Origin of the sequence: Kitasatospora sp. NPDC059599 (assembly GCF_042735125.1) — a bacterium.
Lineage (GTDB): Bacteria > Actinomycetota > Actinomycetes > Streptomycetales > Streptomycetaceae > Kitasatospora.
This window is the reverse complement of sequence record NZ_JBHWCL010000064.1, coordinates 1-8,972: the sequence shown is the minus strand read 5'-3', so window position 1 is coordinate 8,972 and position 8,972 is coordinate 1. Positions and strand designations below refer to the sequence as shown.

The 8,972-nt window shown below is 75.3% G+C and carries 10 protein-coding genes and 1 pseudogene; all 11 read right to left on the bottom strand.

All coding sequences use genetic code 11. The features are described from left to right. Positions 1 to 144 precede the first annotated feature (144 nt). On the bottom strand, positions 145 to 1,080 hold the full coding sequence (locus ACFV04_RS22455; RefSeq protein WP_380345311.1) for a dihydrodipicolinate synthase family protein: 936 nt from the start codon (positions 1,078 to 1,080) through the stop codon (positions 145 to 147). 60 nt (positions 1,081 to 1,140) lie between these two features. After that, positions 1,141 to 2,580, bottom strand: a complete 1,440-nt coding sequence (locus ACFV04_RS22450; RefSeq protein ID WP_380531514.1) for an NAD(P)/FAD-dependent oxidoreductase — start codon at positions 2,578 to 2,580, stop codon at positions 1,141 to 1,143. Then, the gene (locus ACFV04_RS22445; protein ID WP_380531567.1) at positions 2,561 to 2,881 is read right to left on the bottom strand and encodes a (2Fe-2S)-binding protein; all 321 of its coding nucleotides are present in this window, start codon (positions 2,879 to 2,881) and stop codon (positions 2,561 to 2,563) included. The genes ACFV04_RS22450 and ACFV04_RS22445 overlap by 20 nt, the downstream gene beginning before the upstream one ends. A 94-nt stretch (positions 2,882 to 2,975) precedes the next feature. Continuing rightward, positions 2,976 to 4,136 carry an NAD(P)/FAD-dependent oxidoreductase gene (locus tag ACFV04_RS22440; RefSeq protein WP_380345306.1) on the bottom strand — a complete coding sequence of 387 codons (1,161 nt, stop codon included), beginning with the start codon at positions 4,134 to 4,136 and terminating at the stop codon, positions 2,976 to 2,978. A 132-nt stretch (positions 4,137 to 4,268) separates the two neighbouring features. After that, positions 4,269 to 5,162, bottom strand: a complete 894-nt coding sequence (gene tatC, locus ACFV04_RS22435; protein WP_380531510.1) for a twin-arginine translocase subunit TatC — start codon at positions 5,160 to 5,162, stop codon at positions 4,269 to 4,271. Between the two features lie 163 nt (positions 5,163 to 5,325). After that, on the bottom strand, positions 5,326 to 5,625 hold the full coding sequence (gene tatA / locus ACFV04_RS22430) for a Sec-independent protein translocase subunit TatA (protein WP_380345302.1): 300 nt from the start codon (positions 5,623 to 5,625) through the stop codon (positions 5,326 to 5,328). Between the two features lie 196 nt (positions 5,626 to 5,821). Next, entirely contained in the window at positions 5,822 to 6,001 is a 180-nt protein-coding gene (locus tag ACFV04_RS22425; RefSeq protein ID WP_360261601.1) for a hypothetical protein, read from the bottom strand. A gap of 21 nt (positions 6,002 to 6,022) precedes the next feature. Further along, positions 6,023 to 6,253: a hypothetical protein gene (locus ACFV04_RS22420; RefSeq protein ID WP_380345300.1), complete on the bottom strand. Its 231-nt coding sequence runs from the start codon at positions 6,251 to 6,253 to the stop codon at positions 6,023 to 6,025. 3 nt (positions 6,254 to 6,256) lie between these two features. Next, a complete protein-coding gene (locus tag ACFV04_RS22415; RefSeq protein WP_316520336.1) occupies positions 6,257 to 7,213 on the bottom strand; it encodes a WYL domain-containing protein in 957 nt (318 codons plus the stop codon). Continuing rightward, positions 7,210 to 8,190, bottom strand: coding sequence for a WYL domain-containing protein (locus tag ACFV04_RS22410; RefSeq protein WP_360261609.1), 981 nt, complete (start codon positions 8,188 to 8,190; stop codon positions 7,210 to 7,212). The genes ACFV04_RS22415 and ACFV04_RS22410 overlap by 4 nt, the downstream gene beginning before the upstream one ends. Positions 8,191 to 8,453: 263 nt before the next feature. Next, positions 8,454 to 8,819, bottom strand: a pseudogene (locus ACFV04_RS22405) (FKBP-type peptidyl-prolyl cis-trans isomerase); the annotation flags it as partial. Positions 8,820 to 8,972: the final 153 nt, after the last annotated feature.

The window sequence follows — 8,972 nt, the reverse complement described above, 5'->3', positions numbered from 1 at the left end:
GTGCACCGCGTTGGGTGCGCGTTTGCCCCACTCCCGGTTCCGGGGGTGTGTGGGGGGGGGGGGTGGGGGGGCGGGGGGGGGGGCCCCGGCCGGGCCCCGGGAGGGGTACGGGCCGGGCAGGGCCCAGGGCTTGTCCGACAAGCCCTAGGCGAGGCCCTCGGCCAGCGCCTTCTCGGTCGCGGCGCGGACGGCCGCCTCGATCTCCGGGGTGAGCGGCTGGCGCGGGGCCCGGACCGGACCGCCGGGGCGCCCGGCGATGTCCATGGAGAGCTTGATGGCCTGGACGAACTCGGTCTTGGAGTCCCAGCGCAGCAGCGAGTGCAGCGACGTGTACAGCGGCAGCGCGGTCTCCAGGTCGTGTCCCACCGCGGCGTCGTAGAGCGCGACCGAGGCCTCCGGCAGCGCGTTCGGGTAGCCGGCGATCCAGCCGACCGCGCCGGCCAGCGCCAGTTCCAGCAGCACGTCGTCGGCGCCGATCAGCAGGTCCAGCCCGGGGGCCAGTTCGGCGATCTCGTACGCCCGGCGGACGTCCCCGCTGAACTCCTTGACGGCGACGATCGAGCCCTCGCCGTGCAGTTGGGCGAGCAGCGCGGGGACGAGGTCCACCTTGGTGTCGATCGGGTTGTTGTACGCGACGATCGGCAGGCCCGCCCGGGCGACCTCGGCGTAGTGCGCGCGCACCGAGGCGTGGTCGGCCCGGTAGGCGTTCGGCGGGAGCAGCAGGACGGAGCCGGCGCCGGCCTCGGCGGCCTGCTCGGCCCAGCGGCGGGACTCGGCGCTGCCGTACGCGGCCACCCCGGGCATGACCCGGGAGCCGTCGCCGGCCGCCTCGACGGCCACCTCGACGACCCGGGCGCGCTCCTCGGCGGTGAGCGTCTGGTACTCGCCCAGCGAGCCGTTGGGGACGACGCCCTCGCAGCCGGAGTCGATCAGCCAGCGGACGTGCTCGGCGTACGCGTCGTAGTCGACGGAGTGGTCCGGGCGCAGCGGGATCGTGGTGGCGACCATGATGCCGCGCCAGGGACGGGTGGTGTCGTGCGGGGTGATGGACACGGTGTACTCCTTGGTGAGGTGTGACATTTTATAGGTGGGGGCGGGCCGGAGACAAGGTCCCCGGCCCACCGGTTCGAGGACGGGCCGTCACGACTCCGGGGAGGGCCCCGCCGCCAGCTGCGAGAGCGGCACCGGGCAGCCCAGCGGCCGCCGGTCGGGCCCCGGACCGCCCGACGCCGACCCCGGGGCCGGACCGGCCAGGCAGGCCACGGCCGGACCGCACATCCGCCCCTGGCACCAGCCCATCCCGGCCCGGGTCAGCAGCTTCACGGTGCGCGGGTCCCCCGCGCCCAGTTCGTCCACGGCCTCCCGGATCGCCGCGACCGGCACCTCCTCGCACCGGCAGACGTCGGTGTCCGGACGCAGCCACCCGGTCCAGCCCGGCCCGGGCCGGTGGGCGGCGGCCATCAGCTCGGCGAAGGCCCGCAGCCGCGAGCGGCGGCGCAGCAGCGCGGCCTCCGGCAGTGCCCCGGCCACCGCGTGCGCGGCCAGTTCACCCTCGGCGAGCGCGAGGTCGGCGCCGCCGACGCCGTTGGTCTCCCCGGCCGACCACAGGCCGGGCACGCTGGTGCGCAGCCGGGCGTCGACCTCCAGCGCGACCGCGCCGTCCGGCCCGGTCCGGGTGCGCGCGCCCAGCTCGGTGGCCAGGTCGATCTGCGGCAGCAGACCGTGGCCGACGGCGAGCGCGTCGCAGTCGATCCGCCGCCCGGTGCCGGGCACCGGGCGCCAGTCGGCGTCCAGCCGGGCCACCGTGACACCGGTGACCCGGTCCGTCCCGTGCGCCTCGACCACCGCGCTGCGCGGGCGCAGCCGCACGCCGTGCCGCAGCAGCGCCCCGCCGTGCCCGGCGCCCTCGACCAACTTGCCGGGGACGCCCGCCAGCACACCGGGCCGCCGCGCGTACCCGAGGTAGGCGGTGGCCTCGACCACGGCGGGCACCTCGGCCCCGGCGGTGACCAGCGAGGACGCCGCGGCGAGCAGCAGCGGCCCGCTCCCGGCGACCACGATCCGCCGTCCGGGCAACACCAGTCCGGCCTTGAGCATGGCCTGCGCGCCGCCCGCGGTCACCACCCCGGGCAGGGTCCAGCCGGGGAACGGCAGCTGCCGCTCGTACGCACCGGTGGCGAGCAGCACCGACCGGGCCCGGACGGTGGCCCGGTCGGCGCTCCCGGGCCCGCGGGTGACGTGCACCGCGAAGCCGCCGTCGGAGCGCTCCAGCGCCCAGACCTGGTGTCCGCCCCGGAAGACGGCCCGCCCGGCCCGCTCGTGGGCGGCGAGCCGGTCGGCGAGGCCGGTGTAGGCGGACCAGTGGTGGTGCAGCCGGTCCGGCCGGGCAGCGCCGAGGCCGGGCGCGGGGTGGCGGTAGTACTGCCCGCCGGTCTGCTGTCCGCCGTCCAGCAGGACGCAGCGCAGCCCGAGGTCGGCGGCGGTGACGGCGGCGGCGAGCCCGGCCGGGCCGGCCCCGACCACGGCGACGTCGAACGGCGCGCGGTCGATCGGCGCGGGGTCAGACGGCGAGGTCGGCACGGCCGTGGCCCTCCTGGGTGGTGACGGTGGTGCCCGGCTCGGCGGGGAGCAGGCAGGTGCGCTGGTTGGGGCGGCCGTCCACGGTGGCCAGGCAGTCGAAGCAGCTGCCGATGCCGCAGAACGCCCCGCGCGGCGTCCCGCCGACCCGGGTGGTGCGCCAGGCCAGCACGCCGTCGGACCACAGGGCGGCGGCGATGGACTGCCCGGGCAGCGCGGGGACGGGCCGGCCGTCGAACTCGATGTGGTGGGCGGGCCCGGGCTCGGCCTCGACCAGCCCGGCGGGGGTGCGGCGGCGGCGCATCGGCGGCGTCTCCAATCCAGGACGGAATCTCATGGGGAACGGAACCCGGGCGGGAGCCCCGGGCGGACGGCCTCGCCCGGCGGGCCGGGCGGGCTCAGGCGGCGGGGAACCGGTCCGCGCGGAACGGCGCGAGGTCCTGTTCCGGCTGCTTTCCGGTGAGCTGTTCACTGATCAGCAGCCCGGTCGCCGGGGCCAGCCCGATCCCGGCCCCCTCGTGGCCGCAGGCGTGGTACAGCCCGGGCACCCGGGGGTCCGCCCCGATGGCCGGCAGGTGGTCCGGCAGGTACGGGCGGAAGCCCCGGTAGGCGCGCAGCACGGTGACGTCCGCGAGCACCGGGAAGAGGTCGGCGGCCTGGCCGGCGAGCCGCCGCAGCACCTCCTGGGAGAGCGTGCGGTCGTAGCCGACCCGTTCCCGGCTGGCGCCGATCAGCACCGGCCCGCCCGGGGTGCCCTCGACCACGGCGGAGGTCTCCAGGCCGGCCGAGCCGCTGGCCACGTTGGCCACGTAGTCGGCGGCGTAGACCTTGTGCCGGACGACCCTCGGCAGCGGCTCGGTGACCAGGACGAAGCCGCGCCGGGGCATCACCGGCAGGTGCACCCCGGCCAGGGCCGCCAGCTCGCCGCCCCAGGTGCCGGCCGCGTTGACCACGGCGGGCGCGGCCAGCCGGCGGCGGTCGGTCCGCACGCCGCGCACGGCGCCGTCGGACCCCCGGTCGACGGCCGTCACGGTCTCCCCCGTGATCAGCTCGGCGCCCCTGCGCCGGGCCGCGCGCAGCAGGTGGGCGGCGGCCAGGGCGGGCTGGACCTGGGCGTCCTGCGGGTAGTGGAAGCCGCCGGCCAGGCCGGGGGCGAGGTGCGGTTCCAGTTCCCGCAGCCGCTCGCCGGGCACCTCCTCGGCGGCCACCCCGACGGCGCGCTGCGCGGCCGCGAAGGCCCGCAGGGCCTCCTGCCCGGCCGCGGTGGAGGCGACCACCACGCCGCCCTTGGCCTCGTACTCGACGGCCGCGCCGAGGTCCTCGGCGAGTTCGCGCCAGAGCCGGGTGCTGAGCAGGGCGAGGTCGAGTTCGGGTCCGGGCTCCTTGTCGGAGACCAGCAGGTTGCCCTCGCCCGCGCCGGTGGTGCCGCCGGCCACCGGCCCGCGGTCCACGACGGCGACGGTGAGCCCGGCACGGGCGGCGTAGTAGGCGCAGGCGGCGCCGACCACACCGGCGCCGACCACGACGACATCCAGGGGAGGTCTCTCGGTCTTCAGCACGTCAGTAATATGTCACATGCCATCCACCCTGCCAAGGGCACCCCACCGAAACCCCAGGAAGCCCCCGACCAGCGAAAAGCCCCGGCCCGCCGCGCACAGCGACGGACCGGGGCTCCCTCAGGGCCCACCGGCTCAGGTGATGTCGTCCATCTGCTCGTGGCGCGCGGCCGGCACCGGGGCGCTGGAGGCCGCCGGGGCCGCCGAGGCCCGGACGGACTCCGCCCCGGCCACCGGCTGCACGGACAGGTCGAGGTGCGAGGCCTCCTCGTCGTCCAGCAGGGCGTCCGGGTTGCGGCGCGCCTTGCGCTTGTCGAAGGCCAGCGCGATGACCACCGCGATGAAGTACAGGCCCCAGATCGGCGCGGCCAGCGCGAGCATGGTCAGCGGGTCGGCGCTCGGCGTGGCGAAGGCCGCGAACACCGTGATCGCCATGATCATCCCGCGCCACCAGCCGAGCAGCCGCTTGCCGCTGACCATGCCGACCAGGTTCATCATCACGAGCAGCAGCGGGAACTCGAAGGCGAGGCCGAAGACCAGCACCATCCGGGTGGCGATGTCGAAGTAGTCGTCCGGCGGCAGGATCGGCGTGGTGGTGTCCGGCGTGAACGAGATCAACACCTCGATCGTGGCGGGCAGCACCAGGAACGCGACGCCCACACCGGCGAGGAACAGCGGCGCCCCGCACAGCATGAAGATCACGGTGTACTTCTTCTCGTGCCGGTGCAGACCGGGCGCCACGAACGCCCACACCTGCCACAGCCAGATCGGCACCGAACCGACCACGCCGGCCGTCAGCGCGACCTTGAGCATCCAGGTGAAACCCGAGGTCAGACCGATGGTCGAGACCTGGGCGCACTTGCCGTGGTACTGGCCCGCGGTCTCCTTGGTGCACTGCGGAAGCGGCTTGAGGAGCAGGGTTTCGAGCTGCTTGTGGTAGATCAGGGCCACGATGGTGATCAGCACGATCGCCAGGACCGACTTGACCACGCGGTTGCGCAGTTCCCGCAGGTGGTCGGCGAGGGCCATCCGCCCCTCAGGATCCTTTGACGCCTTCGGCGCCTTGGAGAGCTTGCTCAACCCCGGTCCTCAACTCGTGCGTCGAGGCCCGCCGGTCGGCGGGCCTCCATGGTCGTGTACGTCGCGGACGTCGCACGTCTCACGTGTGTCGCGTGCCTCACGTGCGCCGTGCTCAGTGCGGGCGGTCGCCGTCGGGCGCGGACGACCCGGCCGCGGGCTCGGTCACCGGACGGGCCGTGGCCGACGCCCCCGGAGCCGCCTGGACGGTCCTGGCCGAGGAGCCGTCCACCGGCGCCGGAGCGGGCCGCTCCGACGGCTCGGACGCACCGTCCGCGCGCATCGCCCTGGCCTCGCTCTTCAGGATCCGCAGCGACTTCCCCAGCGACCGCGCCACCTCCGGCAGCCGCTTGGCTCCGAACAGCACGATGGCGAGTACCACGATCACCACGATCGCGGTCATCGAGATGCGCATGCGCGACCACCTTCAGTCACGGCGGCCCGACGGGCCGTCCGCTGCGGATGGTAACCGCTGCGGATGACGCCACGACGACGGCCGCCCGAACAGGACAGCGGCCCCCGGCACTCGGATCCGGGAGCCGACTGAGAGCGTAACCCGCCCCTGCCCGCACACAGCAGCCCCCGTACGGCGGGGGCTGCGGGGAGGGGTGTCAGGCCCGGCTCGGCACCGCGTCGGCCAGCTCCTCCGCCGCCGCGGCCAGCGCCCGCGAGGCCGTGTCCACGCCCTTGGCGAGCGCCCGCACGTCGAGCCAGAGCCGGATCGCGAGGACCCCGAGGACCAGCAGGCCCGCGGTGGCGAGCAGGACGGCGGCGACGAGCATCCAGGACATGCGCCCCACCCTATACGGGCCCTACCCCTCGGCCGGGACGAGCCGCATGGTGCGCACTCCGGCCGCGGTGAGCGCCTCGACGATCTTCTCCCCGGCCGGTTTGCGCACCGCCGCCCCGCACAGCGGGCAACCGAAGCTGTAGTGCGCCTGGGCCGGGGTGCGACCGAGGGTCAGCCGGAACGCCTCGGCCGGGAGCTCCACCTTCTCCCGGCACTCCGAGCAGTACACCTTGAATCTCGTCCCGGGTTCCACCGCTCAGACCTGCCCCTCCCCGTAGGCGGCCAGCGCCTCCCGCGCGGCCGAGCGCGCCTGCTCGGCCAGTTCGGGCGGCGAGACGATCCGGCCGTCCCGGCCCAGCCGCAGCGCCAGCGGGCGCAGCTGGGAGGGGTCGGCGCTGCGCAGGGTGATCCGCAGTCCGCCGTCGGGCAGTTCCTCGGCCCGGTCGTGGGTGTAGTACTCGGCCACCCAGCGCCCGCCGGAGGAGACCTCGACGACCACCTCGGGGTCGTCGGCCGCCGGGTTGACCAGTCCACCGCTCAGGTCGCGCGGCTCGCGCCGGGGCGGGTCGGCCGGGACGTCCAGGACGCGGATCTCGGCGACCCGGTCGAGCCGGAACATCCGGTGGTCCTCGGAGGTGCGGCACCAGGCCTCGAGGTAGGTGTGGCCCTCGGTGAGCAGCCGGATCGGGTCGACCTCGCGCTCGGTCATCCCGCCGCGCCCGTGCGAGTAGTAGCGCAGCCAGAGCCGGCGGCCCTCGCTGAGCGCCCGGTCGATGTCCGCGAAGACGTGGCTCTCCGCCTCGAAGGTCACGCCGACCCGGGCGCTGCCCTCGGCGCTCTCGCCCGCCGCGTTCTCGATCTTGGCGACGGCCCGGGTGAGCGCCTCCCGGTCACCGGCCCGCAGCCCGGGCAGGCCGGCCACCGCGCGGGCGGCCACCAGCAGGGCGGTCGCCTCGTCGGCGGCCAGTCGCAGCGGCTGGGCCACGTCGTCGACGTTGTGCCACCAGATCCGCTCGCCGTCGGTGTCGATGTCGAGCAGGTCGCCGCCGCGGAAGCTGGTGCCGCACATCGGCAGGACGTTGAGGTCCCCGATCAGCTCGCGCTCGCTGATCCCGAAGGCCCGGGCGACCTCGGCGACCTCGGCCCCGGGCCGCTCGCGCAGATAGGTGACCAGCGACAGCATCCGTCGCGTCTGGTCGATCGCATTGCTCATGCCCGCACGCCTTCCACATCCAGCCCCGCGACCGCCCGCAGCCGGTCGACCACATCCGCCCGCAGCTCCTCCGGCCCGAGCACCAGCACGTCCGGCCCGAACTCCGCCAGGTCGGCGCCCAGCCCGTTGCCGTAGGGGATCTCCAGCTCGTCCCAGGCCTCGTCGACCCGGCTGCTGGTCAGCGCCTTGGTGCGGAGCGGGAAGCCGGCGTCCCGGCGGACCCGGACGGTCGCGGTGGCGGTGGCGCCCTCCCCCGCGAACTTCGCCACGGTCGCCCGGACGTCCACGTGCTCGGGCACGGTGCCGAGGAAGGCCCCGCTCCTGGCCCGCACCTTGCCGGTGATCCGGCTGAGCCGGAACACCCGGGCGTCGCCCCGGTCACGGTCGTACCCGGCCAGGTACCAGTGCCCGCGCCAGCACTCCAGCGCCCACGGTTCGACGCTGCGCTGCTCGACGGCGGCGGCGCCGGCCTTGCGGTACTCGAAGCCGACCGGACGGCGGTCCCGGGCGGCGGTGAGCAGCGGCTCGAACGCGGCCTCCCGGGCGGGGATGCGCGGCTCCAGGGCGGTTCGGCCCTCGGCCTCGGCGAACGGCACGCCGGCCGCGCGCAGCTTCTGGAGCGCGCCGCTGGCCGCTCCGGACATCTTGGCCTGCTGCCAGACCCGGGCGGCCAAGGTCAGCGCGGCCGCCTCCTCGGCGTCCAGCGCGATCTCCGGCAGCCGGTTGCGGTCGGCACGGGCCAGGTAGCCGAGCTCACCGTCCAGGGTGCTCTCGTCGACGTCGATCACCAGGCCGAGCTCGCGCAGGTCGTCCTTGTCCCGCTCGAACATCCGGTTGAAGGCGTCCTCGCTGCTGCCCTGCCAGGCCTCGCGGTACGCCTCGATGGATTCCCGCAGCTCCTTCTTGGAGAGCGGACGTCTGGTGTTCATCAGGCACAGGGCGAGATTCATCAGCCGCTCTGCCTTGGCGATCGCCATCGCTGACCCTTCCGGTGTGCCGCGCCGCGCGCGGGGTGCGCCAACCGGGCGATCACCACCCGGCGGGACCGACCGTACCGGTCGCGGTACGCACTGCAAAAGCGGCGTCCCACACCCGGTCCCGCAGCCGTGCCGCGCCCGGTCCCCGAGCCGGTCCGCACCCGGCCGCCGGGCGGTGCCCGCCGGGCCCGGACACGCCCGTGGGGCGGGCCCCCCGGGGGGGGCGGGCCCCGGCGCGGTCGGGGGGAGACGGCCCGCCCGGCGACCCCCAAGATCAGGGTCGAGCCCGGCGGGATGGCCGGGGTCGGCGACTGGTTGCCGTACGCCAGGCGGGCCGGGATGGTCAGCTCGCGGCGGCCGCCGACCTTCATGCCGACGACGCCCTGGTCCCAGCCCTTGATGACGCGGCCGCCACCGAGCGGGAAGCGGAACTCGTTCGGGCTCCGGTTCCAGCTGGCGTCGAACTCCTCGCCGGTCTCGAAGGTCACGCCGACGTAGCGGACGCTGACGTTCTGGCCCTTCTTGGCCTCCTCGCCGTCACCGACGACGATGTCGCGGATCTGCAGCTCCGCCGGGGCGTCGCCGATCGGGAAGTCGATCTCGGGCTTCTCGTTGAGGTTGACGCTCACAGTCCCTCTTCTCACGTTGCGCGTTGCATTCACGACCAAGCGGCGGACGCCCGCACCTCGGTCCACCCGCACGACAGTGCGGGCGGACCAAGGGACCGGCGTACGCCGCCCGTCCGGGGGCGGCCCAGCGGCCCGGCCCCAAGGTCCCACGCC